The sequence below is a fragment of the Dissulfurirhabdus thermomarina genome, from assembly GCF_012979235.1.
GTDB lineage: Bacteria > Desulfobacterota > Dissulfuribacteria > Dissulfuribacterales > Dissulfurirhabdaceae > Dissulfurirhabdus > Dissulfurirhabdus thermomarina.
Genome location: NZ_JAATWC010000010.1, coordinates 68,573 through 95,174 on the forward strand (window position 1 = coordinate 68,573; position 26,602 = coordinate 95,174).

At 75.0% G+C, this 26,602-nt stretch carries 21 protein-coding genes; 6 read left to right on the plus strand and 15 right to left on the minus strand.

The window, feature by feature from the left end; translation table 11 throughout:
- Positions 1–60: 60 nt before the first annotated feature.
- Positions 61–279 (plus strand): YgaP family membrane protein, encoded by a 219-nt coding sequence (locus HCU62_RS10460; RefSeq protein WP_163297812.1) that lies wholly within the window; start codon positions 61–63, stop codon positions 277–279.
- Positions 276–719: a hypothetical protein gene (locus tag HCU62_RS10465; RefSeq protein ID WP_163297813.1), complete on the plus strand. Its 444-nt coding sequence runs from the start codon at positions 276–278 to the stop codon at positions 717–719. Before HCU62_RS10460 ends, HCU62_RS10465 begins: the two co-directional genes overlap by 4 nt.
- 12 nt (positions 720–731) lie before the next feature.
- Here the strand turns inward: HCU62_RS10465 and HCU62_RS10470 are convergent, their stop codons facing one another.
- The 11 genes from HCU62_RS10470 to HCU62_RS10520 all read right to left on the minus strand — a co-directional run bounded on the left by HCU62_RS10470 (position 732) and on the right by HCU62_RS10520 (position 16,086).
- The gene (locus HCU62_RS10470; protein ID WP_163297814.1) at positions 732–1,478 is read right to left on the minus strand and encodes an ABC transporter permease; all 747 of its coding nucleotides are present in this window, start codon (positions 1,476–1,478) and stop codon (positions 732–734) included.
- Positions 1,475–2,314, minus strand: coding sequence for an ABC transporter ATP-binding protein (locus HCU62_RS10475; protein WP_163297815.1), 840 nt, complete (start codon positions 2,312–2,314; stop codon positions 1,475–1,477). Before HCU62_RS10475 ends, HCU62_RS10470 begins: the two co-directional genes overlap by 4 nt.
- Before the next feature lie 26 nt (positions 2,315–2,340).
- Positions 2,341–2,952, minus strand: coding sequence for an NAD(P)H:quinone oxidoreductase (wrbA, locus tag HCU62_RS10480; protein ID WP_163297816.1), 612 nt, complete (start codon positions 2,950–2,952; stop codon positions 2,341–2,343).
- Between the two features lie 55 nt (positions 2,953–3,007).
- Positions 3,008–3,811 (minus strand): class I SAM-dependent methyltransferase, encoded by an 804-nt coding sequence (locus HCU62_RS10485; RefSeq protein ID WP_163297817.1) that lies wholly within the window; start codon positions 3,809–3,811, stop codon positions 3,008–3,010.
- A complete protein-coding gene (locus HCU62_RS10490) occupies positions 3,808–4,551 on the minus strand; it encodes a J domain-containing protein (protein ID WP_163297818.1) in 744 nt (247 codons plus the stop codon). The genes HCU62_RS10485 and HCU62_RS10490 overlap by 4 nt, the downstream gene beginning before the upstream one ends.
- Complete coding sequence (locus tag HCU62_RS10495) at positions 4,548–5,402, minus strand: alpha/beta hydrolase (protein ID WP_163297819.1); 855 nt, start codon at positions 5,400–5,402, stop codon at positions 4,548–4,550. The genes HCU62_RS10490 and HCU62_RS10495 overlap by 4 nt, the downstream gene beginning before the upstream one ends.
- Positions 5,403–5,433: 31 nt before the next feature.
- Positions 5,434–6,075, minus strand: coding sequence for a response regulator (locus tag HCU62_RS10500; RefSeq protein ID WP_163297820.1), 642 nt, complete (start codon positions 6,073–6,075; stop codon positions 5,434–5,436).
- A gap of 64 nt (positions 6,076–6,139) precedes the next feature.
- Complete coding sequence (gene uvrA / locus HCU62_RS10505; RefSeq protein ID WP_220096330.1) at positions 6,140–11,419, minus strand: excinuclease ABC subunit UvrA; 5,280 nt, start codon at positions 11,417–11,419, stop codon at positions 6,140–6,142.
- Positions 11,416–13,137, minus strand: a complete 1,722-nt coding sequence (gene ispH, locus HCU62_RS12290; RefSeq protein ID WP_309474827.1) for a 4-hydroxy-3-methylbut-2-enyl diphosphate reductase — start codon at positions 13,135–13,137, stop codon at positions 11,416–11,418. The genes uvrA and ispH overlap by 4 nt, the downstream gene beginning before the upstream one ends.
- A 13-nt stretch (positions 13,138–13,150) precedes the next feature.
- The gene (glyS, locus tag HCU62_RS10515; RefSeq protein WP_163299199.1) at positions 13,151–15,226 is read right to left on the minus strand and encodes a glycine--tRNA ligase subunit beta; all 2,076 of its coding nucleotides are present in this window, start codon (positions 15,224–15,226) and stop codon (positions 13,151–13,153) included.
- Positions 15,223–16,086, minus strand: coding sequence for a glycine--tRNA ligase subunit alpha (locus tag HCU62_RS10520; protein ID WP_163299198.1), 864 nt, complete (start codon positions 16,084–16,086; stop codon positions 15,223–15,225). The genes glyS and HCU62_RS10520 overlap by 4 nt, the downstream gene beginning before the upstream one ends.
- Before the next feature lie 172 nt (positions 16,087–16,258).
- Here HCU62_RS10520 and HCU62_RS10525 point away from each other — a divergent pair, with 172 nt between their 5' ends.
- Genes HCU62_RS10525 through HCU62_RS10535 form a run of 3 tightly spaced genes read left to right on the plus strand, consistent with a single transcriptional unit; the run spans position 16,259 to position 19,966 of the window.
- Positions 16,259–17,629, plus strand: a complete 1,371-nt coding sequence (locus tag HCU62_RS10525; RefSeq protein ID WP_163299197.1) for a hypothetical protein — start codon at positions 16,259–16,261, stop codon at positions 17,627–17,629.
- A gap of 37 nt (positions 17,630–17,666) precedes the next feature.
- The gene (locus tag HCU62_RS11640; RefSeq protein ID WP_163299196.1) at positions 17,667–18,890 is read left to right on the plus strand and encodes a hypothetical protein; all 1,224 of its coding nucleotides are present in this window, start codon (positions 17,667–17,669) and stop codon (positions 18,888–18,890) included.
- Positions 18,887–19,966: a FecR family protein gene (locus HCU62_RS10535; protein ID WP_169755612.1), complete on the plus strand. Its 1,080-nt coding sequence runs from the start codon at positions 18,887–18,889 to the stop codon at positions 19,964–19,966. The genes HCU62_RS11640 and HCU62_RS10535 overlap by 4 nt, the downstream gene beginning before the upstream one ends.
- Positions 19,967–20,077: 111 nt before the next feature.
- Here HCU62_RS10535 and HCU62_RS10540 read toward each other — a convergent pair whose 3' ends face one another.
- Together HCU62_RS10540 and cysS are read right to left on the minus strand one after the other, a co-directional pair.
- Complete coding sequence (locus tag HCU62_RS10540) at positions 20,078–20,464, minus strand: PilZ domain-containing protein (RefSeq protein WP_163299216.1); 387 nt, start codon at positions 20,462–20,464, stop codon at positions 20,078–20,080.
- A 100-nt stretch (positions 20,465–20,564) separates the two neighbouring features.
- A complete protein-coding gene (cysS, locus tag HCU62_RS10545) occupies positions 20,565–22,049 on the minus strand; it encodes a cysteine--tRNA ligase (RefSeq protein ID WP_163299215.1) in 1,485 nt (494 codons plus the stop codon).
- A gap of 125 nt (positions 22,050–22,174) precedes the next feature.
- On the opposite strand from cysS, the gene HCU62_RS10550 reads away from it, so the two are divergent.
- On the plus strand, positions 22,175–24,112 hold the full coding sequence (locus tag HCU62_RS10550; RefSeq protein WP_163299214.1) for an ABC-F family ATP-binding cassette domain-containing protein: 1,938 nt from the start codon (positions 22,175–22,177) through the stop codon (positions 24,110–24,112).
- A gap of 9 nt (positions 24,113–24,121) precedes the next feature.
- Here the strand turns inward: HCU62_RS10550 and HCU62_RS10555 are convergent, their stop codons facing one another.
- Positions 24,122–24,691 carry a putative metalloprotease CJM1_0395 family protein gene (locus tag HCU62_RS10555; protein ID WP_163299213.1) on the minus strand — a complete coding sequence of 190 codons (570 nt, stop codon included), beginning with the start codon at positions 24,689–24,691 and terminating at the stop codon, positions 24,122–24,124.
- A gap of 148 nt (positions 24,692–24,839) precedes the next feature.
- Positions 24,840–26,582, minus strand: a complete 1,743-nt coding sequence (locus HCU62_RS10560; RefSeq protein WP_163299212.1) for a GspE/PulE family protein — start codon at positions 26,580–26,582, stop codon at positions 24,840–24,842.
- Positions 26,583–26,602: the final 20 nt, after the last annotated feature.

A 26,602-nucleotide genomic window follows, 5' to 3' on the forward strand; every position in this document is an offset into this window, starting at 1 on the left:
GGCGGCCCCGCCGGGCGCCGCGGCGGCCGGGGGGGGCCCGCAACGAAGGGGAGGTGCGACATGAAACGGAACATGGGAGGCGTGGACCGGGGCCTTCGGGCCGTGGCGGGATTGGTCATCCTGGGGCTCGGCTGGTGGTTCCGGAGCTGGTGGGGCCTCGTGGGGCTCGTGCCCCTCCTCACGGCGCTGGTGGGCTGGTGCCCGGCCTACGCGCCCTTCGGGTTCTCCACCTGCCCCGCCGGGAAGGGCGCGGCGGAGGGCCGCGGAGGGGAGGCATGAGGGCGGCCGCCTTGGCCGCGGTCCTCTGGCTCCTGGCCGCCGGCCCCGCGCCGGCGGCCTTCACCCTCCCGTCCGGAGTGGTGCCCCTCTCGGACTTGCCCGCGGCCCGCGCCAAGGCCCGGCGCGAGGGAAAGGCCCTGGCCTTCCTCTTCGTGGACACCCGGGGCGGATGCGGCCTCTGCGCCCAGGCGGCGCGGCTCGCCGCGGAGCGGCTCTCCCCGGCGGCCGTGGTGGTCCACGTGGACCCGAGAAGCGACCTCGGGCGCATGCCGTCCCTCGTCCGGGACGCCCTGCGGTCCCCGGCGGCCGGCCAGGTCAGCCCCCGCCTGGCCGTCACGGACGCGGCGGTCCGGCGGGTGATCGCCGTGGTGCCCTTCCGCTACGGGAAGGCCTACGAGGCGGCCCTCGATGGGGCGCTTCGGCGGATCCGGGGCCGGTGACCGGCGCCGCGGCTATTCGCTGTAGTTTCGCACCAGGCGGGCGCCCCAGGCGGTGAAGACCGCCGCGTAGGCCGCGAGCACCGCCAGGGCGCACCAACCCTCGGCGTCCATGGCGGGCTTGCGGATCAGGATGTTGGTGTGGGTGAGGGGCAGCAGCCGGACCAGCGGCGCCAGCCACCCCGGCATCCGGTCCACCGGGAAGAATGTCCCCCCGAAGAAGGCCATGGGCATGATGATGAAGTTGCTGAAGGTGGAGGTGTCCTCCAGGTGTCGGGTGGCCATGCCCACCACCAGGCCGAGCCCGGCGAAGAGCACGCAGTTCAGGAGCAGGGCCGCGGCGAAGGGGACGTGCACGGGGGAGGGGCCGCCGAGGATCCACCCGGCGCCCAGGATGAGCCCCGAGGCGAAGAGCCCCCGGACCACGCCGGCCAGCATCTCCCCTGCCGCCACGTCCAGGGGCCGGACGGGGACCTGGACCAGGACCTGGAAGGTGCGGAAGTAGTTCCGGCCCATGTTCAGGTTGATGGCCACGCTGTTGAAGGCGTTGGTCATGGAACTCATGGCCACGAGGCCCGGGAGCAGGAAGTGGAGGTAGCTTCCGCCCGCCCCCGGGAGCCGGACGCTTCGCCCCAGCCCCAGGCCGAAGGCCAGGAGGTAGAGGAAGGGGACGAAGAGGGACGAGAACACGAAGCCGAGCTTGGCCAGCCGGCGCCGGAAGAGCAGCATCTCCCGGTAGAAGACCGGAAACCAGCCCCTCATGCCGCGATCCTCTTCCCGGTCAGCTCCACGAAGACGTCCTCCAGGTTGGCGGGCCGGATGGTGACCGAGATCCCCCCGGCCCCGGCCGCCGCCCGGCGGGCCTCGGCCTCGTCCCGGCACGGCCGGCGCCGGGTGCGGCCGTCGGCCCCCGTCACCTCCACGACGTGGCTGCCGATCCGCCGCTTGAGGGCCGCCGGGGTGTCCAGGGCGATGAGCCGGCCCCGGTCCAGGATGCCCACCCGGCCGCAGAGGGCCTCCGCCTCCTCGATGTAGTGGGTGGTCAGCAGCAGGGTGCATCCCGCCTGGCGGGCGGCGCGGATCTCGTCCCAGATCTCGCGCCGGATCTGGGGGTCGAGCCCCACCGTGGGCTCGTCGAGGAAGAGGACCTCCGGGGCGGGCAGCAGGGCCCGGGCGATGAGGAGGCGGCGCTGGAGCCCGCCGGAGAGCTCGCCGACCCGCTGCCGCCGCCGCTCCCGGAGCCCCGCCCGGGCGAGCGCCGCCTCGACCTTCGCCTCCCGGTCCGCCACCCCGTGGAGCATGGCGTAGATCCGGAGGTTCTCCTCGGCGTCGAGGTCCTTGTCGAGGTTGATCTCCTGGGGCACCACGCCGAAGCGGCGCTTGGCCGCCGCCGGGTCGGCCCGGACGTCCCGTCCCCCGAGGAGGGCCCGGCCCGCGTCCGGCCGGGTCAGCAGGGTGAGGATCCGGAGCGTGGTGCTCTTTCCGGCCCCGTTGGGCCCGAGGAGCCCGAAGATCTCGCCCCGGCGCACCGAGAAGGAGACCCCCTCCAGGGCCCGGATTCCGCCGTAGCGTTTGACGAGACCGCGGGCCTCGATCATGGGGCGGTCGCCGGACGCCATCGGCCTCAGGCGGCGAGCTTCGCGGCGATGGCGGCTGCGTGCCGCCCCTGGAACCGGGCCGCCGCCAGCTCGTTGTCCGAGGGGAAGCGGCTGCCGTCCGGGCCGGCGATGGTGGAGGCCCCGTAGGGGGAGCCCCCCGTGATCTCGTCGATCCGCATCTGGCCCTGGAAGGTGTAGGGCAGGCCGACGATCACCATCCCGTGGTGGAGGAGCGTCACGAGGAAGGTGAGGAGGGTGGACTCCTGGCCGCCGTGCTGGGTGGCGGTGCTGGTGAAGACGCTGCCGACCTTGCCCACCAGGGCCCCAGATTGCCAGAGCCTGCCGGTGGCGTCCAGGAACTGGCGCATCTGGCCGCACATGTTCCCGAAGCGGGTGGGGGTGCCGAAGAGGACCGCGTCGGCCGCGCCCAGTTCGTCCACGGTGGCCACGGGGACGTGGGCGAAGGCCTTCCGGGGTTCCTCGGCCCCCATCTTGCGGAGGACCTCGGGGGGCAGGGTCTCGGGCACGCAGCGCAGGACCGGCTCGGCCCCGGGTACCTCCGAGACCCCCTCGGCCACCGCCTCCGCCATCCGGTAGACGTGCCCGTACATGGAGTAGAAGAGGACGAGGACCTTCATGGGGAACCTCCTGCGATCGCGGCGGCCCGGCCGGGCCGCCGCCCTTCCGGGTGGTTCAGGGCCGCACCGCCTCGAACTCGAGGCGTTTCATCTCGACGACCACCGCCTCTCCCGTCCCCGGATGCCGGCGCCGGTATTCCCGGGCGACCGTATCGATGAAGCGGGGGCGCAGCCCTTCCGGGACGCGGCTGGTGTACGGGAGCCACTGGGTCCGGATCCAGCCCCGGAAGGCGTCGAGGTCGGCATGGACCCGGTGGCGGGTGAGGAGTTCCATGCGCCGGATCTCGAAGCCGGCCGCCGACAGGAGCGGCGCGTAGTTTTCAGGGGCGTGGAACCCGTAAGGGAAGGTGAATCCCGAGAAGTACCGCCGCCATTCGTCCCGGTGCATCAGGTCGTCCAAGACCTCCACCACCCCGGCGGCGTTGCCCCTGCCGCCCATCTGGACCAGGACCCGGCCGGAGGGCTTCAGGGCGGCATGGATCCCCGCCAGGACGGGGCGATGATCGACGATCCAGTGGAGGGCCGCGTTGGAGAAGACCCGGTCGTATCGTTCCCGGAAGCGGATCCGGCGGGCGTCCATGCGCACGAATTCCAGGTTCGGGAAGGCGCCGGGGGGATGCGCGGCGGCGGCGAAGGCCACCATCTCGGCCGAGGCGTCGATCCCCGTCACGCGTCCCCCCGGGACCCGTGCGGCCAGCGCCGCCGACACCTTTCCGTCTCCGCACCCGACGTCGAGGATCCACTCGTCCCCCCGGAGGTCGAGCCGTTCCATCAGCTCGCGGGCCCACTCGGCCTGGGAGGCCGAATTCCGGGCATAGTCCGCCGGGTCCCATCGGTAGGGCGGTGCCGCGGCCTTCATGGCGGCCCACTCCACGCTTCTCCGGGGGGCCCGGGTCCGCCGGTCCGGAGGCCGCGGTTGTGACGCCGCTGGTCGCGGGCGAGGGCCTCGAGTTCGTCCCGGGCGAGGAGGCGCCGCTCCACGAAGTAGGTCCCGATGGGCGGCTGCCGGGCCTGCTGCTCCGCCAGGAGGCGCTGGACCTGGGCCCGGGCGAGGAGCCCCAGGGTCACGGCCCGCTCGCCGAAGCGGCCCCCGGCCCGGGCCGCCCGGAGGACGCGGGCCACCTGGGCGGCGGTGAGCCAGCCCCGGGCGGCGGCCAGCTCGCCGATCCGCGGCCGCCGGAGGGCCTGCCACGCCAGGGCCTCCAGCACCGCCTCGTAGGGGACGCGGCCCCGGTAGTAGAGGTAGAGCCCGAGGGGCAAGGGCCGCCGGGGGACAGGGCCCCTGTGGAAGAGGCCCGCCGCCCGGCCGCCGCCCGTGGATCCCCCGCGGGGGCGCCGGAGCCCACGGCCGTTGCCGTTTCCGCCGGTCAGGTAGGCGTCGAGCAGGGTGTAGGCCTCCCGGACCTGGAGAAAGGCCGCCGCCCCGCCGCCCGACCGGTCCGGGTGGTGGCGCAGCACCATCCGCCGGTAGGCGGCCTTGAGCCCCTCGGGGGAGAGCAGGCGCAGGAACTCCGGGGAGAGGCGGACCTCTGGTCCGAAGAGGACGCGGCAGGCCCGGAGGGCCTGGGCCTGGGTGGGCCAGCCGGCGGTTTGCCTCACGGGGCCTCCCGGACGCCGGCCCCCGCCCGGTGGAGGAACCGGGCCAGGCCCGCGGTGTAGGTCGCGCCCGAGCGGAGGAAACCGTCGTTGTGGCCGCCGGTGATGCGGAGGAAGGCCTTGTCCCCGGTCGCCGCCTCGAAGTTGGCCTCTCCGTGGTGGAACGGCACGATCTCGTCCTCCGGGCTGTGCACCACCAAGACGGGGCACCGGACCCGCCGGAGGTGCTCCCGGGTATTATAGCGGAATCGGCACAAACGGCGAACGAGGGGCACGTGGGGGAAGAGCTCCGCGGCCAGGTCCGGCAGGGAGGTGAAGGCGGATTCCACCACCAGGGCCGCCGGGCGCACCTCCGCCGCCAGGCGGGCCGCCACGGCTCCGCCCAGGGAGCGGCCGAAGACCACGATCCGCCCCGGCGGAATGCCCCGCCTCTCCACGAGCCACCGCCAGGCCTCGAGGGCATCGAGGTGGGTCCCCGCCTCGTCCGGGGTGCCCGAGCTCCGGCCGTAGCCCCGGTAATCGAAGATGAAGACCCCGAGCCCCATCCGGTGGAAGAGGACGAGCGATTCCAGCCGGTGGGAGATGTTGCCGGCGTTGCCGTGGCAGAAGAGGAGCACGGGACCGCCCGGCGGGCCCGGCAGATACCAGCCGGAAAGCGCCGTGCCGTCGGCGGCGGGGAAGCGGACATCCTCGTAGACGAGGCCCGCGTCCGCCGGCGTGGCGGCCAGGGCGGCCGTGGGCTGGTACAGGAGGCGCGCCTGGCGGAGGTAGAGGGCGAGGAGATAGGCGGCCGCGGCGACCACGGCCCCGGCCAGCACCAGGAGGCCGGCCTGCACCACGTCCTGCCCGTTCATCGCGCCTCGGGCACGGGGCGGGGCCGGCGGGTCAGTCCTCGTCCTCCTCCGGGTGCCGTTCGCGGTAGGCCTCGGGATAGATCTCGCGGGCGCATTCCGGGCAGAGGCCGTGGGAGAACTCGGCATCGGAGTGGCGGGCCAGGTAGTCCTCGATCTGGGTCCAGTAGCCCTGGTCGTCGCGGATCTTCTTGCAGGCGGCGCAGATGGGGAGGAGCCCCCGCAGGGTCTTGATCTGGTCGATGGCCTCGTGGAGGCGGCGGACCAGCTTCTCCCGCTCGATGGCGTAGCGGAGCGAGCGGGCCAGCAGCGTGCTGTCCACCTGGCCCTTGACCAGGTAGTCCTGGGCCCCTTCCTGGAGGGAGCGGATGGCGATGTCGTGGTCGTCGAGACCGGTGAGCACGATGATGGGGACCCCAGGGGCGTGCATGTGGGCGCGGATGCAGGTCTCGAGCCCCTCGCTGTCGGGCAGGGTGAGGTCCAGGAGGACCACGTCCACGTCGTTGCCTTTCAGGCGCTCGAGCCCCATGGAGAGACGGTCGGCGCACTCCATGACGAAGAGGCCGGCCCCGGCGATCTCCAGCATCTCCTTGATGAGGATGGAGTCCACCGGGTTGTCCTCGATGAGGAGGACCTTGATGGGGCCGCTCGGGTGTGCGTCGCTGGGCTGGGGCATGGCGGTGGAGAGTGGGATCCCTTTGTACCGTCTTCTTTATATCGGAACCCGCCCGGCCTGTCCATTAATCCGGCCGGGTGGCGCGCCGGTCCGCCCCGGCGTCCGGCGGGCCGCCCGCCAGGTAGGCTTGCAGCGCCCGGGCCGTGGGGGTGTCCACCCCCGGGTCGGCCAGCTCGCGGGGACGCCCGGCGAAGCAGAGCCGCCCGCCGCGGGCCCCGCCCCCGGGGCCGAGGTCCACGATCCAGTCCGCGGCCGCGATCACGTCGAGGTTGTGTTCCACCACCACCACGGTGTGGCCCCGGTCCACGAGGCACTGGAGGTGGTCCACCAGGCGGGCCGTGTCCGCCATGTGGAGCCCGGTGGTGGGCTCGTCCAGCAGGATGAGGGCGGGCCGCCGCATCGGGGCGCCGAGTTCCTTGGCCAGCTTGATCCGCTGGGCCTCGCCGCCGGAGAGGGTGGGGCTCGGCTGGCCGAGGACGAGGTAGCCCAGCCCGAGCCGGCACACGGTCTCGGCGGTCCGGCGGATCGGGGGCACCGCCGCGAAGAACTCCGCCGCCTCCTCGAAGGTCATGGAGAGGATGTCGTGGATGTTCCGCCCCCGGTAGCGGATGTCCAGGGTTTCGGGGCGGAAGCGGCGCCCGCCGCAGGTCTCGCAGGTGACGTCCACGTCGGGGAGGATGCCGAGGCGGACCCGCCGGCTGCCGCGGCCCTCGCAGTCTTCGCATCGCCCGCCCCGGACGTTGAAGGAGAAGCGGCCGGCCCCGTAGCCCCGGGCCCGGGCCGCGGGCACGCGGGCCAGGAGCGAGCGGATCACCCCGAGGAGCCCCACGTAGGAGGCGGGGCAGGAACGGGGCGTCCGGCCGATGGGCGCATGGTCCACCACGGCGACCCGGGCCAGGGCCTCGGCCCCGGCGACCCCGTCGGCCGCCCGCCCCGAGCCCCGGGCCTCCACGGCGGGCCGGAGGACCTCCTCCACCAGGGTGGTCTTGCCGGATCCCGACACCCCGGTGACCGCCACCAGGGCCCCGAGGGGGATCTCGAGCTCGGGGATCCGGAGGTTCCGGTGGCGGACGTTCCGGATTCGGAGGCGGCGTTCCGGGGGCGCCGGCCGGTCCTTGCCGGCCAGGCGGTGGCGGCCGGGGCTTCGGAGCGCCGCCGCGGTGGCGCTGGCCCGGCTGCGGCGGATGCGCCCCGGGGGGCCCTGGGCCACCAGGCGGCCCCCGTCCCGCCCCCCGCCGGGGCCGAGGTCCAGGACCCAGTCGGCGGCGAGCAGCGTCTCCTCGTCGTGTTCCACCACCACCACGGTGTTGCCCTGGTCCCGAAGGTCCCGCAGGGCGGCGACGAGGCGGCGGGTGTCCGAGGGGTGGAGGCCGATGGTGGGCTCGTCGAGCACCACGGTGAGCCCGGAGAGACCCGAGCCGGCCTGGGCGGCGAGGCGCAGCCGCTGGGCCTCGCCGCCCGAGAGGGTGTCGCCGCCCCGGTCCAGGGGCAGGTAGTCGAGGCCCACCGCCTCGAGGAACTCGAGACGCCGGAGGGCCTCCCGGGCCAGGGGGCGGCCCACGGGGTCGAGGCGCTCGTCCCACGGGGGGATCTCGAGCCAGTCCGCCAGCACGCGGCGGGCCTCGCCGATCTCCATGGCGGAGAGCGCGTCGAGGCCCAGCCCGCCGAGCCGCCAGGCGCGGGCCTCGGCGCAGAGGCGGGAGCCGCCGCAGGCGGGGCAGGGGATCTCCTTTCCCTCCGGGTGGCCGAGCCCGCCGCAGTCCGGGCAGGCCCCGGCCGGGGTGTGGAACGAGAAGAGGAGGGGGTCCGGGTCCGGGAGGGCGCGCCCGCAGTCCGGGCAGGCATGGTGGAGGCTGAGCCGGCGTTCCCCGGCGGCGTCGAGGAGCACCAGCTCGCCGCCGCCGGCGGCCAGCGCCGCGTCCGCCAGGTCGCGGAGCGCGTCCGGGGCCAGCACCCCCGGGGTGAAGGGGCCGAAGACCCACTCCACGGTGTGGACGCCGTGGCGGGAGAGCGGCGGCGGGGGCGGCACCCGGTGGAGCACCCCGTCCACCCGGACCTCGGAGAGCCCGGCCCGCACCGCCGCCTCCACCACCGGCCGGTGCCAGCCCTTGCGGCGCCGGACCCGGGGGGCGAGGAGCCGGGCCTCGCCCCGGGCCTCCTCCCGGATCCGCCGGTGGAGGGTCTCCCGGTCCATGGCCTCCAGGGGGCGGCCGCAGCCGGGGCAGAAGGCCCGGGCGGCCTTGGCGTAGAGGAGCCGCAGGTGGTGGGCCACCTCCGTGAGGGTGGCCACGGTGCTGCGGGGCCCGGCCCGGCTCGTCCGCTGCTCGATGGCCACGGTGGGGGTGAGCCCCGTCACCCGGTCCACCTCGGGCCGCTCGTACATGCGGATGAACTGGCGCATGTAGAAGGAGAGCCCCTCCACGTAGCGCCGCTGCCCCTCCGAGAAGACCACGTCGAAGGCCAGGGAGGACTTCCCGGAGCCCGAGACCCCGGTGATCACCACGAGCCGGCCGCGGGGGATGTCCACGTCGAGGTCCCGGAGGTTGTGATGGCGGGCGCCGCGGATCCGGATGGCCCGCCGGGTGCCTTGCCGGGGTCTCCGGCGCGGCCGGCGGGGGGGCGGCGAGGCCGCCGCGGCCAGGGCCGCGCCGGTGGCGGACCCGGCGCGGCCGGCCAGGTCCCCCGGCGGCCCGGCGTAGACCAGTCGTCCCCCGGCGGCGCCGCCCCCCGGCCCCAGGTCCACCACCCAGTCCGCCCGGCGGACCAGCTCGAGGTCGTGCTCCACCGCCACCACCGTGTGGCCGGCGGCGGTGAGCCGCCGCAGGGCCTCGGCCAGCCGGGCCGCCTCCCGGGGGTGGAGCCCGGCCGAGGGCTCGTCCAGGAGGTAGAGGTCCCGGGCGGCGCCCGCCGATCCCAGGGAGCGGGCCAGCCGGAGCCGCTGGGCCTCCCCGCCCGAGAGGGTGTTGAGCGGCTGGCCCAGCCGCAGGTGGCCGAGGCCGAGCTGCCGGGCGGCGGCGAGGGGGCCGGACCGGCCGAGCACCTCCGGGAGGGCCTCGGCCGCCGCGTCCAGGGTGAGGTCCAGGATGTCGGCGATGTTCCGACCCCGGTGGCGCACGGCCAGGACCTCGGCGCCGAACCGCCGGCCGCGGCAGGCGGGGCAGGGGAGGGCGACGTCCGGAAGGAACTGCATCTCCACCCATTCCACCCCCTGCCCGGCGCAGGCCTCGCACCGTCCGCCGGCCGTGTTGAAGGAGAAGGCCCCGGGCCCGAGCCCGGCGGCCCGGGCCGCCGGAGTGGCGGCCAGCAGGCGCCGGACGGGGGTGAGCAGGTCCAGGTAGGTGGCCGGGCAGCCCCGGGGGGTGCGCCCCAGCGGGGCCTGGTTCACGAGGTGCACCCGGTCCACCGCCCCGGCCCCCCGGATCTCGCGGAACCGGCCCGGGGGCTCCGTGGGGAGGCCCTTCAGGCGGAGGAGGCCCCGGTGGAGGACCAGCTCGAGGAGGGTGGACTTGCCGGAGCCCGAGACCCCGGTGAGACACGTGAAGCGGCCCAGCGGAAAGGCCACGTCGAGGTCCCGGAGGTTGTTCTCGGCGGCGCCCAGCACCTCGATGGCTCCCCCCGGCGGCGCCGGCACGGCGGCGGGGGGCGGCGCCGGGGCGGCGGCCCGGGGCTCCCGGAGCCGCCCCGGCGGCCCGAGATAGGCGAGACGGCCGCCCGCCTCGCCCGATCCGGGCCCGAGGGCCACCACCAGGTCCGCTCCTTTCACGACCACCGGGTCGTGTTCCACCACGAGGACGGTGTTGTCGCGCTCCACCAGGGCGCGGAAGAGGTCCAGGAGCCGCCGGTTGTCCACGGGGTGGAGCCCGGTGGTGGGTTCGTCGAGGACGTAGAGGGTCTCCGATAGGTCGGTCCCGATGGCCCGGGCCAGGGAGACCCGGGCCACCTCGCCGCCGGAGAGCGACCGGGACTGCCGGTCCAGCGCCAGGTAGCCGAGGCCGGCCCGGCAGAGGGTGTCGAGACGCCGCTCGAGGTCGTCCCGGAGGCGCTCGGCGGCGGCGTCGCCGGAGAGCCCGGGGGCCAGGCCGCGGACCCACTCCAGGGCCTCGTCCAGGGGGAGGGCGTAGAAGTCGGCGATGGTGCGCCCGCCGAGCCGGTAGCGGAGGGTCTCTTCCCGGAAGCGGCGGCCGCCGCAGGCGGAGCAGGTCCGGTAGGCCCGGTACCGGGCGAGCCACATGCGGACGTGGGCCTTGTAGCGCTTGCCCTCGAGCCAGTCGAAGTAGGCCCGGAGGCCGGGCCAGTCGCCGTCGCCTTCCCGGACGGCCGCCCGGGTGGCCTCGTCGAGGCGGTTCCAGGGGGTGTCCTCCGGGACGCCCCGCCGGCGGAGCCAGGCGAGGAGCTGCGCCTTCTCCTCCGGCCAGTTCTCCAGGGGCCGGATCGCCCCCGCCGCCACGGACAAGGACGGGTCCGGGACCACCAGGTCCCAGTCCACGCCGGTCACCCGGCCGAACCCCTGGCAGGCGGGGCAGGCCCCGGCGGGGCTGTTGAAGGAGAAGAGGGCGGGGACGGGGGCGGGGAAACTCCGGTCGCACCGGGCGCAGTGGCGGCCCCGGCTGAAGGCCCGGGGCGGGGCGTCCGGGAGGCGGAGCCGCATCCGCCCGCCGCCCAGGGCGAAGGCCTGCTCCGCGGAGTCGAGGACGCGCTCTTGCCGGGCGGCCTCCAGGGGAAACCGGTCCACCACGACCTGGCGGGGCCCCGGCCCGTCCCCGAGCTCGCGGACCTCGCCGCCGATGAGCTCCCGGTGGTATCCCAGGCGGGCCAGCTCGGCTGCGGCGCCGGCCGCCACCTCGGCGGTGAGCACGACGGCGCCGCGCCCGCCCCGGGCGGCGGCCTCGGCCACCGCCCGCCAGACGTCCCCGGGTCCCTCGTCCGCCACGGGGCGCCCGCATCCCGGGCAGTGGAGGACGGCGGCCCGGTGGAAGAGGAGCCGTGCCGGGTAGGTCGCCTCGGAGAGGGTCCCCACGGTGGACCGGGCGCTCCGGACGGGGTTGGCCTGGCCGATGGCCACGGCCGGGGGCAGGTTGGAGAGCTCGGCGGCCTCGGGCCGCGGGAGCCGCTCCAGGAACTGGCGGGCGTAGGGGGAGAAGGTCTCCACGTACCGGCGCTGGGCCTCGGCGTAGAGGGTATCGAAGGCCAGGGTGGACTTTCCCGCCCCGGAGGGCCCGGTCACCACGATGACGCGGTGGAGGGGGAGGTCGAGGTCGATCCCCTTCAGGTTGTGGTGGGCGAGCCCCCGGGCGTGGATGGCGGGGACGGTCCGCCCGCCGCTCTTCGGCCCCTTCCGGGTCAAGGCGAGAGGGGGGCCAGGGCGGCGGCCAGGAGCACCAGGCAGGCGCCTTCCGTGGCGGCCTCCAGCCGGAGGTTCTGGCCCATGCGCCGCTTCTCGAAGGGGATGGTGAGGGCCAGGAGGTAGGCGGCGGCCGGAACGAAGGCCAGGAGGCGGCGGGGGGCGAGGCCGGCCAGCACCGGTCCGGCCGCGGCCAGGGCCAGCGCCACGGCCAGGAGGCGGACCAGGAGCAGGGCCCGCTTCTCCCCGACGAGGACGGGGAGGGTCTCGAGGCCCACGATCTGGTCGCCCTGGACGTCCAGGATCTCGAGGAGCACCGAGCGGATGTAGACCAGGACGGCGGCCAGGCCGAAGACGGCCAGGACCTCGCCGTTCCAGGGGGGCCGCCAGGCGTCCCCGGGCATCAGCACGGCCACGGAGGACCAGGCCAGGGCCACCAGGAGGGCCTTGGAGCCCGGGACGTGACGGGCGAGCCGGTGGCGCCGGACGGCGGGGAGGAGCTGGGCGCAGTAGAGCGCGGCCAGGCCGGCCAGGGAGAGGAGGAAGGGCAGGGCGAGGCGGCCCAGGTGCGCCGCCGCGGCCAGGGCCCCGGCCAGGGCCGCCGCGGAGGCCGCGGCCATGAACCCCTTGTGCTGGCTCACGAACCTGGCCCGGAGGGGGTCGTTGTAGCGGCCGGCCTCATGGTCCAGGAGCCGGTAGAGGGTGTGGACGGCGAAGACGAACCCCGCCGCGGCCAGGGGCGCCGCCGGGAGGACGCCGGGCCGGCCGAGGACCCGGGCGGCGGCCCAGGCCAGCGCCGCGCCGCAGGCCGCGGTCCAGGCGTTGGACTCCAGCAGGAACCGGACCGCCCGGTAGAGGAGCCGGCGGAGGGCGGACTCGTGCCGGCCGGGCAGGGCCTCGATCTCCCGGACCACCCGGTTGATGATCCAGTTGGGGGTGGAGGCGCCCGCCGTGACCCCCACCCGCCGGAAGCGGGAGAGGGCGGCCCGGTCGAGGTCGCGGTCCGTCTCCACGGCGAAGGCCGCCCGCCCGGTCTCCTCGGCGATCTCGGCCAGGCGCCGGGTGTTGGCGCTCTGGCGCCCGCCCACCACCACCACGGCGTCGCACTCGGCGGCCAGGCGCCGGACCTCGGCCTGTCGCTTGTGGGTGGAGTGGCAGATGGTGTTGTAGACGCGCCCGCCGGGGAACCTTGCCAGGATGCGCCGGGACCAGGCCTCGAAGCGCTCGCGGTCCTGGGTGGTCTGGGCCACCACGATGTAGGGGCCGGGATCCTCCAGGGCCTCGATGTCCGCCTCGGTGCTCACGAGGCGGCCCCGGCCGCCGGCGTGGCCCAGGATGCCCACCACCTCGGGGTGGCCGGGGTCCCCCACGAGGAGGCAGGTGTCGCCGGCCTCGGCGTGGCGCCGGACGATCATCTGGACCTTGACCACCCGGCCGCAGGTGGCGTCGAGGATGCGAAAGCCCGCGGCGGCGAGCCGGGCCTTTTCCTCCGGCGGGACGCCGTGGGCGCGGATGATCACCGTCCCCTCCCCGCGCTCCGGGATCTCCCGGAGGACGTGGATGCCCCGGGCCTCCAGGAGGGCCAGGGCGGAGGGGTTGTGGATGAGGGGGCCGTAGGTGAAGACGGGACCGGCGGCGTCCCGGGAGGCGGCCAGGGCCATGTCCATGGCCCGGCGGACGCCCATGCAGAAGCCGGCCACCCTGGCGATGCGGACCTTCACGGCGGCTGTCGCGTCAGCCGGCGGCCATGGCGGAGAGGTCGCCCACCGCCAGGAAGAGGTCCGCGATGCGCCGGAGCAACGCCAGGCGGTTCCGGCGCACGGCGGGGTCCTCCGCCATGACCATCACCTCGTCGAAGAAGCGGTCGACGTGGGGCTTGAGGTCGAGGAGGCGGACGAGGCCGGCCTCGTAGTCGCGGTCATGGAACCGCTGACGGACTTCGGCCTCCATGCCCGAGAGGGCCTCGTGGAGGGACCGCTCCGCGGGCTCGGCGAGCCGTTCCGGGTCGAGCCCGCCGCCCTGGAAGTCCTTCAGGATGTTCATCACCCGCTTGAAGGCCGTGCCCAGGGGGGCGAACTCGGGTCGGCCCCGCACCGCCTCCAGTGCCTCCACCCGCCGGCGGCAGTCGGCGGGATCCTCGAATCCGCAGCGCACGGCGGCCTCCACGGTGTCGGCGGGGTGGCCGCGGCCCGCCAGCTCGTGGACGAGGCGGGCGCGGAAGAAGTCGAGGACCTCCCGCCGCACGGCGTCGAGGTCGGCCCCGAGCCCCTCCGGCAGCCCCGCGAGGGCCGCGTCCACCAGCTCGTCCAGGCGGAGCGGGGGGGATCGGTCCTCCAGGATCCGGATCACGCCCAGGGCCAGGCGCCGGAGCCCGTAGGGGTCCGCCGTCCCGGAGGGCTGGAGCCCGATGGCGAAGGTGGCGCAGACGGTGTCGGCCTTGTCCGCCAGCGCCACCGCGGCCCCGGCGGCTCCGGCCGGCAGTTCCCCGCCGGCCCGGACGGGGAGGTAGTGCTCCCGGATGGCGTCGGCCACCTCGGGCGTTTCCCCGGAGAGGAGGGCGTACTCCCGGCCCATGATCCCCTGGAGGGTGGGAAACTCCCCCACCATCTCGGTGAGGAGGTCGGCCTTGGCGAGGCGGGCGGCGCGGGCGGCGCCCGCCTCGGCGGCGGGGTCCAGCCGCCGGGCGACGAAGCGGGCCAGGGCCTCCACCCGGCGGGTCTTGTCCAGCATGGAGCCCAGGGGGGCGTGGAAGACCACGTCCGCCAGGCCCGGGACGTAGGCCTCGAGGGGCCGGCGCCGGTCTTCCTCGAAGAAGAAGGCCGCGTCGGCGAGCCGGGCCCGGAGGACCCGCTCGTGCCCCCGGGTGACCAGTTCCGGCCGCGGGGAGGGCGTGTTGTTCACGGCCACGAAGTGGGGGAGCAGGTCCCCGGCCTCGTCCACCACGGCGAAGTACTTCTGGTGTTCCCGCATGGCGGTGACCAGGACCGGCCTCGGAAGTTCCAGGAACCGGCGGTCGAAGTCCCCGCACACGGCCACGGGGTACTCGGTGAGGTCGGCGTTGAGGTCGATGAGCTCGGGGTCGGGGAGGAGGCGGCCGCCCCGGGCCGCCGCGGCCGCCTCTGCGGCCTCGCGCACCCGGGCCCGCCGGTCGGCCGGGTCGGCCGTCACGAACCGGTCGGCGAGGGCGGTCCGGTAGGCCTCGAGGTCCGCGGCGACGGCCACCGGCCCCGGGGCCGCGAAGCGGTGCCCCCGGCTCTCCCGCCCGGAGCGGACCCCGGCCAGCGCGAGGGGGACCACGTCGTCGCCGAAGAGGGCCACCAGCCACCGGATGGGCCGGGCGAAGCGGAGGTCGTGCGCCCCCCACCGCATGGTCTTCGGGAAGGGGAGGGCCGTCACCAGGCCCGCCAGGATCCCGGGCAGGACCTCCAGGGCGGGCCGCCCCGGGACCCGCCGGTCCAGCACCACGTAGGCGCCCCGGTCCGTCTCCTCCACCGAGAGGGCCGAGACGTCCACCCCGTGCTTGCGGGCGAAGCCCTCCGCCGCCCGGGTGGGGCGTCCCTTCCCGTCGAAGGCCGCCGCGGCGGGCGGGCCGGTGAGGCGCTCCTCCAGGTCCGCCTGGGCCTCGGCGAGGCCGTCCACGAAGAGGGCGAGGCGGCGCGGGGTCCCGAGGGTCCGGACCGGGCCGTGGGCGAGGCGGGCCGCCTCAAGGCCCCGCCGGGCGAGGTCCTCGAGGGCCTCGAGGGCCCCCGGGAGGAAGCCCGCGGGGAGCTCCTCGGTCCCGATCTCGAAGAGGAGCGGTCGGCGGTTCACGGCGCGGCGGCCTCCGGCGGGCCGTCCGCCCCCGCGTAGGCCCGGGCGACACCCCGGGCCAGGTGCCGGACCCGGCCGATGTAGGCCGTCCGTTCCGCCACGCTGATGGCCCCCCGGGCGTCGAGGAGGTTGAAGGTGTGGGAGCACTTGAGACACTGGTCGTAGGCGGGGAGGACGAGACCCGCCGAGAGCAGGGCCCGGGCCTCGGCCTCGTGCCGGTCGAAGGCCTCGCGCAGCATGGCGACGTCGGCGGCCTCGAAGTTGTAGCGGGAGAACTCCACCTCGCCCCGGTGGTGGACCTCGCCGTAGGTGACCTCGCCGTTCCAGGCGAGGTCGTAGACGTTGTCCACGCCCTGGAGATACATGGCGATCCGCTCGAGACCGTAGGTGATCTCCACCGAGACGGGGTGGACGTCGATGCCCCCCACCTGCTGGAAGTAGGTGAACTGGGTGATCTCCATCCCGTCCAGCCAGACCTCCCAGCCCAGCCCCCAGGCGCCCAGGGTGGGGGACTCCCAGTCGTCTTCCACGAAGCGGACGTCGTGCTCCCGAAGATCCAGGCCGAAGGCGGCGAGGCTCTCCAGGTAGAGATCCTGGACGTCGTCGGGCGAGGGCTTGAGGACCACCTGGTACTGGTAGTAGTGCTGGAGGCGGTTGGGGTTCTCGCCGTAGCGGCCGTCGGTGGGCCGGCGGGAGGGCTGCACGTAGGCCACCCGCCAGGGGTCGGGGCCGAGGGCGCGCAGGAAGGTGGCCGGGTGGAAGGTCCCGGCGCCCACCTCGGTGTCGTAGGGCTGGAGGAGGAGGCAGCCGCGGGAGGCCCAGTAGGACTGGAGGTTCAGTATGAGGTCCTGGAAGGTCATGTCGCCTCGGCGGGCCGGCGCACCGCCGTTTCCGGGGGGTTCGGGGTCCAAACTAGATAGCATTTCCCCCCGGGGGCGTCAACTCGGTTCGGGTTTTGCCGGAGCGGAGGTTGGTGTAGAAAAGAGATGGGCGCGTCGTCGCCGCCCGCGCCCGAATCCATGGGAGGTCGAGATGCTTCGTCACCCGCTCGCAGGCCCACCGGCCGCCGTGCTCCTCGTCGTCGCCTTCCTCTTGCTCCCGGGATGCGGCTCCCTGCGCTTCGCCTCCACGCTCCGGCCCGACCCGGCCGCGGCCGCCGTCCAGGCCCCCGGGGGTACCAGGTTCGCCGTGGCCGGCCTCCGGATCCGGCAACAGGCGGAGGGGGCCTGGTTCACGGTGGACAAGGTCACCGGCGACGACGTCCGGACCCGCGCCGCGGCGCTCTACCCCGGGCTCTTCGGGACCGACTTCACCGATCTCCCCGTGACCCTGGATGTCACGTGCCGCGGCGAACTCCACCAGTTCGGGGCCATGGTCACCGGTTTCACCCTGGGGCTCCTGCCGTTTCCCTATTCCTACGAGATGACCTGCGAGGCCCGGGTGCGGGTCCCGGGGGCGGAGGGGTTTCTCTCCGACGAATCCCGGTCCTTCGACCTCACCGTGGGTTTCTGGGGCGGGATCACCCCCCTGCCGCTTCTCCCCGTCCCGGGGCGGTCGGACCTGCCCCGGGCCGTGGACTTCTTCGGTTCCTCCAACGACGTCGCCCGGCAGCGGATGCACCGCCTGACGGTCGAGGCGCTGGCCGCGGCCGCCGCCGGGGCGGTGCGGAAGGTCGATGGGCGGGCCGCGGCAGCGGAGGCCGACTTCCGCCGCCGCCGTATCCGGCGGGTGACCGTCGGCGGCACGGCCTACTGGACCTGGCTGGCCTACGTCTACGAGGAGGGCGCGGACCGGCCGACGGCGGCCCGTCTCTATTTCTTCCGCCAACCGCCCTCGTGGCGCTTCCAACTGGCGGGGGAAGGCGGGGCATTTTTCCGGGATTTCTTCAGGCAGGGTCGCGTCCAGACGGTGGAGGTCGTGGAGGTGGCCCGGCGCGGCGCCGACGGCGGGTGGCGGCCCGTGACGGCCTACCTCCGATGGGTGCCCGAGCTCACCGCCGCCACCGTGGAACTGGAGGCCGGCCGGCCCGCCCGGGCGGTGATCCGGCGGGTGGAACGGCCGCCCATCGAGGACTTCATCGACTTGCCGCCGAAGGCCGGAGCGGCCGAGATCCGATGGCGGAACGCCGTGTTGGTCCAGGCCAAGAACCAGACCCTCCCCGGGCTCCTCGCGTCCGCCGGCAGGGACGAACTCCTGGGCCTGGTCACGCGGATGGAGCAGGCGGTGCTGGATCTCACCGCCCGTGCCCAGCTGGCGGACGAGCGCGTCCAGCAGCAGGTCGTCGCCATGGGCCGGCGGGCCGACACCCGGAAGGACAGCGAGCTGGCCGTCCTCTACCGGCAGCGGATCGCCGTCTTCCAGGCCATCCTCGCGGGTCTCAAGCGGGCGGTGGCCGCGAGGTGACCGCCCCGAACCCACCCTGCGGGAAGGAGGTCGCCTCATGAAGCCGCCGGCAGGGCCCCGACCGGTCTTTCTCCCGGTGCTCCTGGCCGTCCTGTGCCTGTGTGTGCCGGTGCTGGTCTTCGCCGAGTGGCAGATCGAGTACTCGGCCACCCTCATGGACGAGCTCCGCCGGCAGGGGCACCCCGTCTCCCGGTACAACGGGCACTATGCCTCCGAGGCCGCGTGCCGGAGCGCCCTCGCCGCCATGGCGGCCCACCAGGGCTTCAACGTTTTCGGGAACGAGGCCTGGTGCGTGGACCGCGGCGGCCCCTCCACGGGGGGCGGCGCGTGGGTGCCCCCGGTCTCCGGCGGGAGTTCCGAGGACTTCGCCCGGCAGATGGTGATGGGGTTCATCGGAGCCGCGCTCCAGGCGGCCCTGGCGCCGCCGGACGACTCGGCCGGGCAGGCGGCGGCCCAGGCCCGGGCGGCCGAGGCGGCTCGGCTGGCGGCCCAGGCCCGGGCGGCAAGGGCCGAGCGGTGGCGGCGGCTGGAGCACGAGACGGCCGGGCGCCGGGAGGCGGAAAACCGGCAGCTGGCCGCCCTGCTGGACGTAGGGCCGCCCGTTGAGGGCGCCGGGGCCGACGGGCTCGGGCTCTACGTCCCCGAGGCCGGGGCGGCCCGGGGGCGCGCGGCGCTGGACCGGGCCAGGTGTGCGGCGAGCCTCGCGGCGGCCGCGCTCCGTGCCGCGGCGGCGGGGGATGCCGCCCGCGCGCGGGCCCTCGACCGGCAGGCCGCGGACGTCATGGCGGGCGAAGGCCCGCCGCCCGCGGGCTGCGCCGGGCCGGAGCCCGACGTCCCGGCACCCCCGGCGCCTTCTCCCGCCGGCGCGGACGGCCTCGCCCGTTACCGGTCGGTGATGGCCGCCGTCCAGAAGGACCTCCGGGACATCGAGGCCATCGACCGCCGCCTCGCCGATGTGGCGGCGCAGCGGCAGGCGGCGGAGCGGAAGAAGGCGGAGGCGGCCTCGCTCCTGTCCGGGGAGGCGGCGGGGGCCGGGAGACCGGGGGGCAACGGCACCGTCCGGGACCGCACGGACCTCGAGGCCCGGGCGCGGGCCTTGCTCCGGGAGGCCGAGTCCGAACTCGCGGCGGCGGACCGTGACGACAAGGCGCTCCGGGAGCAGCGGTCCGCCGTGGTGGGGCGCCTTTCCGAGCTGAAGGCCCGGCTCCAGGCCGGGGGCGCGGGGGGCGGGGCCGCCGCGCCCCGCGGAGATCGGCCGTGAGGCTCGCCGGGGCCGTCCTGGCCCTCCTGCTCTTCTCCCCGCCGGCCGCGGCTGCGGAGGTGGTGCAGCTTCCGCCGGGGGCGGAACTCCTGGGGTTGTATTCCCACGTCTGGCACCTCCGGCACGAGGCGGCCGCCGAGGCCGACCGTCTCGAGGCCGAAGCCCGCCGCTGTGCCGCCACGGAGGCGAGGGCCGCCGCCCTCCGCGAGGCGGCCGCGGCCGCCGGCGAGGCCGGGACGGCGGCCCTGGCGGCGCGGGCCCTGGCGGAGGCCGCCCGGGCCAAGACGGCCTACGCGGAGATGGCGGCCCGGTCGCGGCGGCGGTTGGAGCGGCTGGACGAGGCCCTGGCCGCCGTGCGCCGGCGATTGGATCGGCCGTCTCTCGGGTCCGCCGCCGCCTGCACCCGGGTCTCGGGCGAGGTCGCCATCCGGACGGGGGACGGACCGGCGGGGCCGGTGACCGAGGGGGCCGTGATCGACCTCCACCCCGGGGACGAGATCGTCACCGGCGAGGCCGGCAGCGCGAGGCTCCAGGTCCTCGGGGGCCGCGGCGCCTTGTCCCTGGGGGGCGGAACGGCCGTCCGGGTGGGCGGGGCGGCGGCCGGGGGCGCGCGGACCTTCCATCTCCTTCGGGGTCGGCTCCTCCTGGCCCTTGAGCATGCGGACGCCTTCCGACGGCGGGTCTCCGAGGACATCCGGCGGTGGCGGGAGGATGCCGACCTCGTCCGGGACGCGGGCGTGCGCCGGGCGGCGGCGGCCTGGGAGGCCTTCCTCGGGCGCCTGGAACGGGCCTCCAAGGGTTACCGCAGCCCATCCCTGCTCTGGCCGGTGCTCCCCGGGGTCGAGATTCGGCCGCCCACGGTGGTGGTGGCCGTGCGGGGGACCCGGGTGGCCGTCCGACAGGCGGCCTCGGGGGCGACGGAGGTGGCGGTTCTCGATGGCCGGGTGGAGGTGACGCCCGCCGGGGGCGGGGCGCCCGTCATCGTGGAGGCCGGCCGGCGGCTGGTGGCGGACGCGGCCGGGGGCCTCCGGGTCGAGGCCTCCCTCGGATCGCCCTGGTGGCGGGAGTTGCCGTGACGCCCGGCCGCGCCGCCGGTCTCCGGGAGGTGCCGCGGCCTAGACCTGGTACATGGCCGCCGGCGGACTCGCCGGCGCCTCAGACCCGCGGCGGGGGCTCGAAAGCCCGGCTCAGCGCCGGACCTCGAGGCCGGGGTTCTTGTGGAGTTCTTCCATCAGGGCGCCGGAGTCCGGGGTGGCGCTCACCATGAGATCGCGGAAATTCTGGTAGCCCTCGTAGTCCACGCTCAGGAACTGGAGGCCCACGCCGTCTTCCTGGACGTGGATCACCCGGGACTCGATCTCGATGACCCAGGGGTGGGGCTCGGGCTGGAGGACGAGGGCGAAGACGCACGGGTCGCCCTCCGAGATCCCGGCAAGGCCCGGCCACTTGAGGAAGGTGCCGCCGAAGCTCATGTTCTCGGTGACGCCCTTGTGGACCGTGCCGTCGGAGAGGCGGAGCTCCGCCTCGATCTTGAGCGGTACCCGGGTGTTCTTCCTGCGTTCACCGTCGGTCATGGGCTCCCCCTGCACTCGGTGGCGTCTCGGGCCGGCCCGGCGTGCGGACCGCCTCGACCAACTTTTCGGCACTTCACCGGGGGAACATGATTCCGCCGGGTCAGGCCCCGGGTTCCTTGACCGTCCAGGTGGTGCCGCCCCCGGGCTCGTCCCGGAGCACGACGCCCCGGGCCGCCAGGGCGTCCCGGATGGCGTCGGAGCGGGCCCAGTCACGGGCCTTTCGGGCCTCGGCCCGTTCCCGGACGGCGGCCTCCACCTCGGCCTCGGTGAGGCCGACCCGGGCGAGGGCCTCGATGTCGCGCCGGCGGAGGTACCCGGCCGGGTCCTCGCGGAAGAGCCCGAGCACGCCGCCGGCGGCCTGGAGGGCCTCGGCGCCGGCGGCCAGCGGCTCGGCCAGGAGGGCCGAGGGCCGCTTCTCCCCCGCCAGCGACAGGCGGTTCAAGGCGCGGACGCCCTCGAAGAGGACGCCGAGGGCCTGGGCCGTGTTGAAGTCGTCGTCCATGGCGGCGTCGAAGCGTTCCGGGAGCCGCGAGAGGGTCTCGGCCGCGGCCCGGGTCTCGTCGTCCAAGGGGCGCTTCTTGCCCGCCGGCCGGGCGGCGATCCGACGGGCCTGGGCCAGGGCGGCGTAGCCGCGGTCCACGGCGGCGCGGGACTCCTCCAGGGCCCCGGGGCCGTAGTCCAGGGGGCTCCGGTAGTGCTTGGTGAGCAGGAAGTGGCGGAGGACCTCCGGGTGGTAGCGGCGGAGGATGTCCTGGATGGTCACGAAGTTGCCCAGGGACTTCGACATCTTCTCGCCCCGGATGGTCACGAACCCGTTGTGCATCCAGTACCGGACGAAGGGGCGCCCGGTGGCGGCCTCCGACTGGGCCCGCTCGTTCTCGTGGTGGGGGAAGCTCAGGTCCAGGCCGCCGGCGTGGATGTCGAGGGTGGGGCCGAGGTAGGCCATGCTCATGGCGGAGCATTCGATGTGCCAGCCCGGCCGCCCGGGCCCCCAGGGGCTGTCCCAGGCGGGCTCGCCCGGCTTGCTGGCCTTCCAGAGGGCGAAGTCCGCCGGGTCCTGCTTGCGTTCGCCCACGGCCACCCGGGCCCCCGCCCGCAGTTGCTCGAGGTCGCGGCCGGAGAGGGCGCCGTAGGAGGGGAATGTCCGCACGGAGAAGTAGACGTCGCCGCCGGCCTCGTAGGCGTGGCCCTTCTCGACCAGGGTGCGGATCAGGTCGATGATCTGCGGGATGTGGGCCGTGGCCCGGGGCTCCACGTCGGCCCGGAGGACGCCCAGGGCGTCCATGTCCTCGTAGAAGTGGGCGATCTCCCGCTCGGCCAGGGCCGTGGTGTCGATGCCTTCCTCGCGGGCGCGGCGGATGATCTTGTCGTCGATGTCCGTGAAGTTGCGGACGCAGGTGACCTCGAAGCCCCGCCGGCGCAGGTGCCGCACCACGGCGTCGAAGACCACGGCGGAGCGGGCGTGGCCGATGTGGCAGCGGTCGTAGGCCGTGATGCCGCAGACGTACATGCGGACGCGGCCGGGTTCCAGGGGCACGAAGGGCTCCTTGCGGCGGGTGAGGGTGTTGTAGATCCGGATGTCCATGGCGGTGGCCCGGCCGGTGGCCGGCGTCTCACCGGCAGTTGTAAAGGGCGGATCCCGTCCCTGTCAACTCCGCGGCGGCCGCGCCGGGCGTTGAGCCGCCGCCCGCCGGCGTTTATCCTGGGCGGATGCTGGACGTCCAGGGCATCTCCTTCCGCGCGGGGGACCGCTGGCTCCTCCGGGACGTCACCTTCACGGTGCGCCCCGGGGAGCGCGCCGGCCTCGTGGGCCCCAACGGGGCCGGCAAGACCACCCTCCTCCGGATCCTGGCGGGCGAGGTCGAGCCGGAGGCGGGGCGGGTCCTCCGGCCCGCTGGCGTCCGCCTGGGCTATCTCGCCCAGGAGGTGGCGGCAGGCTCGCGCCGGACGGTGTGGGAGGCCGCTGCGGCCGCCTTCGAGGACCTGCGGCGGGCGGCCTCGGAGCTCCAGCGCGTCCACGCCGCCCTTGAGGGGGCGGGGCCGGAGGAGCGGGCGGCGCTCGTCCGCCGGCAGGGGGTGCTTTCGGCCCGGCTCGAGGCCGCGGGCTACTACCGGGTGGAGGCCGAGGTGGGGCGGGTGCTCTCCGGCCTGGGGTTCCGGGAGGCGGACTTCCACCGGCCCCTCTCGGAGTTCAGCGGGGGCTGGCTCATGCGGGCCGAGCTCGCCCGCCTCCTCCTCACCCGGCCCGGGTTCCTCCTCCTCGACGAGCCCACCAACCACCTCGACCTCGACTCCCTCCTCTGGCTGGAAGACTGGCTGGCGGGCCAGGGGTGCGGGCTGGTGGCGGTCTCCCACGACCAGGCCTTCCTCGACCGGGTGGCCGGAAAGATCCTGGAACTCGAGGCGGGGCGCATCGTCGTCTATCCCGGCAACTTCTCCGCCTGGATCGAGGCCCGCCGCCGCCGGGCCGAGCAGGCCGAGGCCGCCCGCCGGGCCCACGAGGCCCGGGTCCGGGAGACGGAACGCTTCGTGGAGCGGTTCCGGGCCAAGGCCACCAAGGCGCGCCAGGTCCAGAGCCGGATCCGGATGCTGGAGCGGATGGGGGAGGGGCCCGAGGCCCCGCCGGCCGAGGGGCCGGCCGTGCGCTTCCGCTTTCCGGCGGCCGCCCGGTGCGCGCGGCGGGTCCTCGAGGCCGAGGGCCTGGAAAAGCGCTACGGCGGCCGGCAGATCCTCGGCGGCGTGGACCTCTACGTGGACCGGGGGGACCGGGTGGCCGTGGTGGGCCCCAACGGCGCGGGGAAATCCACGCTGCTCCGGCTCCTGGCCGGCCTCGAATCCCCGGACGCCGGCCGTGTCCGGCTCGGCGCCGGGGTCGCGCCCGCCTGCTTCGCCCAGCACCAGGTCCTGGCCCTGGACGGCGGGGCCACGGTGCTCGGGGCCGTCGCGGACGTCGCGGATCGGCACCCGCCGCAGGTGGTCCGGGACCTCCTCGGGGCCTTCCTGTTCCGGGGAGACGACGTGGAGAAGCGGGTCTCGGTCCTCTCCGGCGGGGAGAAGAGCCGCCTCGCCCTGGTGCGGCTCCTCCTCTCCCCGGCCAACCTGCTCCTCCTCGACGAACCCACCAACCACCTCGACATCCCGTCCAAGGCGGTGCTCAAGGCGGCGCTGGCCGGCTGGGACGGGACCTTCGTGGTGGTCTCCCACGACCGGGCCTTCCTCGACGGGCTCGTGACCCGGGTCTGGGACGTCCGCGGGGGCCGGGTGGACGAGCTCCCCGGCGGGTTGGCCGAGGCGGTGACCCGGGGCCGGGCGGCGGCCCCGGGCCCTGCCGGTCCCGGAAAGGCCGCGGCGGCCGGCAACCGGAAGGCGCTGCGCCGGGCGGCGGCGGAGGCGCGGCGGGCGCTGGCCCGGCGGGCCGCCCCCCTCCGGGGTCGGGTGGCGGAGCTGGAGGCGCTCATCCAGGCCGCCGAGGCGGAGAAGGCCGGCCTCGAGGCGCGGCTTGCCGACCCGGGCCTCTACCGGGACGGGGCGGCGGCCCGGGAGGCCCAGAGGGCCTACGACGCGGTGCGGCGCCGGCTCGAGGGCCACTACCGGGACTGGGAATCGGCCATGGAAGCGCTCGAGGCCCTGGAGGCGGAGGCGGGGTGAGGCCGGGCCTCAGGCGAGGCGGTCGATGATGGACCCCGGGGGGAGGCCGCCGCCCGACTCCGTGCCGGTCTGGTGGGAAGAATCCTGGGCCGCCTCGATGGCCATGAGCTCGCGCTGGGCCTCGGCGGCCCGGGCGGCGGCCTCTGCGGCCACGGCGCGGTCCTGGGGCGAGGGGTTGGCGGGGGCCAGGGCGGCCCGACGGACGGTCTCCATCTTGCGGAGGGTCTTTTCGGGGTCGGGCTCGGGGCTTGCGTCGATGTGGACCTCGCCTCCCACGGCGTAGCGGCGGCCGTCCGGGCCGGTCCGGTAGGTGTAGGTGGCCCCGCCCCGGACGTAGGCCCCGCCGGCGGCCATGTGGGCCCGCTCGTGGCGGCGGACCTCGGCGTCGCGCTTCCGGAGGTCGAGGAGCTCGGCGAGTTCCGCCCGGTCCAGGGGCTCGCCGCCGGGGGTGCGGGCACCGGGCGGCGCGGCGGCGGGGCGCTCCGCCGCCGCACCGGCCCGGTGGGCGACCTCCGCCTCCGGGCCCTGGCCGGCGACCCGGGGCATGGTGAGGGGAAGGCTGGCGGGGCTGACGTTCATCCCGGATCCGTGGCGGCTTCGAGCTGCTCAGGTGGCTTGTTCCGAGTCCATCAGGTCATGGGCGGGGGCCACGTCCAGGGGCCATGGCCGCGACCCTCCCTGCTCCCCTCATCGGCCGCCCGGGGCGGCGGGCTCAAATCCCGGCCCTTCAGGTGGCGGTGGCCCGGATGACCTCCTCCACCGTGGTGATCCCCTCCAGGACCTTGCGGCAGGCGTCGTGCCGGAGCGGCGTCATCCCCTCCTTCATGGCCTGGCGCTTGATGCCCATCTCGTCGGCCCGGTCGTGGATCATCTTTCGGATCTCGTCCGAGACGGCGAGCACCTCGTAGATGCCGATCCGGCCCCAGTAGCCGGTGTTCCGGCAGTAGCTGCACCCCTTGCCCCGGAGGATGCGGACGGGGTCGTCCGGGACCTCACACGAGAGGGCCCGGAGCTGGTCCGCGGGCACGGTGAGCTCCTCGCGGCAGCGGGGGCAGATCATCCGCACCAGCCGCTGGGCCACCACCCCGAGCAGGGTCGAGGCGATGAGGTAGGAGGGCAGGCCGAGGTCCATGAGCCGGGTCACGGCGCTGGCCGCGTCGTTGGTGTGGAGGGTGGAGAAGACGAGGTGTCCGGTGAGCGCCGCCTGGATGGCGTAGCGGGCGGTCTCGAGGTCGCGGATCTCGCCGATCATGATGACGTCCGGGTCCTGGCGGAGGATGTTGCGGAGGATGGAGGCGAAGGTGACGTCCACCGCGGGCTGGACCGCGATCTGGTTGAAGTCCTCGTGGATCATCTCCACGGGATCCTCCACGGTGACGATGTTGATCTCCGGGGAGTTCAAGTGCCGGAGGGTGGAATAGAGGGTGGTGGACTTGCCGCTCCCGGTGGGGCCCGTCATGAGGACGATGCCGTAGGTGTGCTGGAGGAATCGGGTGTAGGTCTCGAGGTCGCGCGGGGAGAAGCCCAGTTCCTCCAGGTTCCGGAAGAGGATGTCGGCGCTCTGGAGCCGGAGCACCATCTTCTCGCCGAAGGCCACGGGCACCGTGGAGACCCGGACCTCGGCCTCGTCGTCCTTCCAGGCGATCTTGAGGCGGCCGTCCTGGGGGCGGCGCTTCTCGGCGATGTCGAGCCGGGAGATGGCCTTGATCCGCGAGCAGATGGCCTCGTGGACCACCCGGGGGAGCCGGTGCACCACGTGGAGGACGCCGTCGATCCTGAGCCGCACCACGGACTCGTTGCGCTTCGGCTCGATGTGGATGTCGCTGGCCCGCTGCTCCATGGCGTACTGGAGGAGGTGGTCCACGGCCTGCTGGATGTGCTTGTCGGAGTGGGCCCCCTCGATGCCCTGGAGCCGGATGAGCTGCTCCAGGTTGCTGATGTCGACCGAGGGCCCCTGGAGGAGGTCCTGGGCCGCGGCGATGGACTTCTTGAAGCCGAAGAACTCGCGGATGATCTGCTCGATGTCGCCTCTGGGGGCCACGGAGAGCCGGATGGCGGTCTTGCAGGCGCGCTCCACGTCCTGGCGGAGCTCCGCGTCCAGGGGGTCGTAGCAGGCCACCTCGAGGGTCTTGCCGTCCCACTCCACCGGCAGGACCAGGCGCCGGCCCGCGAAGGAGGCGGGCAGCGTCCGGGTCACCACCTCCATGTCCAGGTCCAGGGGGTCCAGGCGGCGGAACCGCCAGCCCCGGTCCCCGGCCACCAGGGCGAGGATGTCCGCCTCCTCCAGGGGGCGGAGCGGGTCGTCCCGCCGGGGGAGCTTGAGGGAGTGGATCCACTGGACGAGGTCCTGGCCCCGCCGCCGGGGGATGGCGAGCTTGGCGCGGAGGGAGGCGGTCTGCTCCGGGGCGAGGTAGCCTGCGGCCTCGAGGCGCGGAAAGAGGTAGTCGGGGTCGTGGTAGGGGTGTGCCATGGGCGCGGGTTTCGTGGTAC

Coding starts and splice junctions, on each gene's coding strand:
- HCU62_RS10555 (WP_163299213.1), bottom strand. CDS start 24,691: ATGAACGTCAGCCCCGCCAGCCTTCCCCTCACCATGCCCCGGGTCGCC.
- HCU62_RS10550 (WP_163299214.1), top strand. CDS start 22,175: ATGCTGGACGTCCAGGGCATCTCCTTCCGCGCGGGGGACCGCTGGCTC.
- HCU62_RS10465 (WP_163297813.1), top strand. CDS start 276: ATGAGGGCGGCCGCCTTGGCCGCGGTCCTCTGGCTCCTGGCCGCCGGC.
- HCU62_RS10540 (WP_163299216.1), bottom strand. CDS start 20,464: ATGACCGACGGTGAACGCAGGAAGAACACCCGGGTACCGCTCAAGATC.
- HCU62_RS10495 (WP_163297819.1), bottom strand. CDS start 5,402: ATGAACGGGCAGGACGTGGTGCAGGCCGGCCTCCTGGTGCTGGCCGGG.
- HCU62_RS10520 (WP_163299198.1), bottom strand. CDS start 16,086: ATGACCTTCCAGGACCTCATACTGAACCTCCAGTCCTACTGGGCCTCC.
- HCU62_RS10470 (WP_163297814.1), bottom strand. CDS start 1,478: ATGAGGGGCTGGTTTCCGGTCTTCTACCGGGAGATGCTGCTCTTCCGG.
- HCU62_RS10460 (WP_163297812.1), top strand. CDS start 61: ATGAAACGGAACATGGGAGGCGTGGACCGGGGCCTTCGGGCCGTGGCG.
- HCU62_RS11640 (WP_163299196.1), top strand. CDS start 17,667: ATGAAGCCGCCGGCAGGGCCCCGACCGGTCTTTCTCCCGGTGCTCCTG.
- HCU62_RS10475 (WP_163297815.1), bottom strand. CDS start 2,314: ATGATCGAGGCCCGCGGTCTCGTCAAACGCTACGGCGGAATCCGGGCC.
- wrbA (WP_163297816.1), bottom strand. CDS start 2,952: ATGAAGGTCCTCGTCCTCTTCTACTCCATGTACGGGCACGTCTACCGG.
- HCU62_RS10485 (WP_163297817.1), bottom strand. CDS start 3,811: ATGAAGGCCGCGGCACCGCCCTACCGATGGGACCCGGCGGACTATGCC.
- cysS (WP_163299215.1), bottom strand. CDS start 22,049: ATGGACATCCGGATCTACAACACCCTCACCCGCCGCAAGGAGCCCTTC.
- HCU62_RS10500 (WP_163297820.1), bottom strand. CDS start 6,075: ATGCCCCAGCCCAGCGACGCACACCCGAGCGGCCCCATCAAGGTCCTC.
- HCU62_RS10525 (WP_163299197.1), top strand. CDS start 16,259: ATGCTTCGTCACCCGCTCGCAGGCCCACCGGCCGCCGTGCTCCTCGTC.
- HCU62_RS10560 (WP_163299212.1), bottom strand. CDS start 26,582: ATGGCACACCCCTACCACGACCCCGACTACCTCTTTCCGCGCCTCGAG.